This is a genomic window from Planococcus sp. CAU13, assembly GCF_000775575.1.
GTDB lineage: Bacteria > Bacillota > Bacilli > Bacillales_A > Planococcaceae > Planococcus.
Map to the genome: position 1 here is coordinate 1 of NZ_JRGN01000001.1, position 1,362 is coordinate 1,362.

Sequence of the window (1,362 nt, forward strand, 5' to 3'; positions counted from 1 at the left end):
AGCGTCTGTCTGAAGCGGAATGATTGAAAATACATGTGTTTCTAAACAGCCTATTCTTTTGGTGTTATATGATAGAATTTAGAGAGATGAAGGAGGAGTATTATGATTGATGTGTATTTATTCAGCGGATTCCTGGGGAGCGGCAAGACGACGCTTCTGAAAAATATGCTGATTCAGCTGAAAGATGCGGGGCTGAAACCGGCAGTATTCATGAATGAACTCGGGGAACTGGCCGTTGATTCAGACGAAGTGGAAGACGGAGTGCCGCTTAAAGAATTGCTTGACGGCTGCATCTGCTGCACCGGTTCAGAAAAATCGGAAGCACAAATCCAGACATTGCTGGCAGAAGAAAATTTTGATGTGCTGCTGATTGAGACGACGGGGGCTGCCCATCCAGTCGAAGCACTGGATGCGATTTTCTCGCCTTTATTCGCAGAGCAGCTGAATTTCAAGGGGATCGTCACTGTCGCCGACAGCAAACGCTGGCTGGATCGGGACCGCATGTCTCCGCAGATCCGTTCTTTATTCCTTGAACAGATTCGCCATGCAGATTTGATACTGGCGAATAAGATGGATCTGCTGACGGAAAAAGAGCAGGGAGATGCGGTTTTCGGACTTCAGGCTTTGAATTCGGATGCGCTGATCGTGCAAACCTCCAATGCGAAAATTCCTTATAAACTGCTGCAGGATTTATCCTCCAGTCCGAAAGGTGCCGTAGAGAAAGCGGAGATCGGCAAATTGAACTTGAACACAAAAGTGCTGCGTTTCGAACAGCCGGTCAACCGCGAACGTTTTGAAGACTGGCTGAGGGCGCTGCCGGAAACGGTGTACCGCATCAAGGGATATGTGCCGCTTGACGGTGACAAATATCCTCACGCTTTCCAGTATGCATACGGCATGGCGCAGTGGCTTCCGGAATACATGAAAATGCAGCCTCAGATTGTCGTGATCGGAGAAGGCATCGACGGAGTTGTGCTGCCATGAAGACGATTGAAGCGTTCAGGAAGATCTGGCCGGAGCGGTCTGCAACTTCGTCGGTGGAATCAGAAGAGGATATGCTGAAATTCATCACGATTGAATTGAAAGATGAATTGACCCATCCTCGTGTCCGCAAGACGAAACAGCAAAAGCTGGAGCTTGCGGTTCAAAGGATCAATGAATCGGAGTTGGATGAGCAGGAAAAAGAGGATTTAATCAGTTTCTATAGAAAAATTGCCGCTCAGCTGGACTGAACGGCAACTCGAGCCGCCCGTATGTTTGGGAGCGGTTTTTCTTATGGATTTCTTTGGAGTGGAGTTTGGATTTTTATTGGATCAATGGATACAAATGAAATAAAAATTTATAGCGGTCATAAAACCTGTT

The 1,362-nt window shown here is 47.4% G+C and carries 2 protein-coding genes; both read left to right on the forward strand.

From position 1 onward, the window contains the following. The first annotated feature begins 102 nt into the window (after positions 1–102). Positions 103–984, forward strand: a complete 882-nt coding sequence (locus KW93_RS00005; protein ID WP_033540892.1) for a CobW family GTP-binding protein — start codon at positions 103–105, stop codon at positions 982–984. Then, positions 981–1,232, forward strand: coding sequence for a hypothetical protein (locus KW93_RS00010; RefSeq protein WP_033540893.1), 252 nt, complete (start codon positions 981–983; stop codon positions 1,230–1,232). Before KW93_RS00005 ends, KW93_RS00010 begins: the two co-directional genes overlap by 4 nt. The last annotated feature ends 130 nt before the right edge of the window (positions 1,233–1,362 follow it).

What these genes read in the sequence shown, in the direction of transcription:
- KW93_RS00005 (WP_033540892.1), top strand. Translation starts at nt 103, where the DNA reads ATGATTGATGTGTATTTATTCAGCGGATTCCTGGGGAGCGGCAAGACG.
- KW93_RS00010 (WP_033540893.1), top strand. Translation starts at nt 981, where the DNA reads ATGAAGACGATTGAAGCGTTCAGGAAGATCTGGCCGGAGCGGTCTGCA.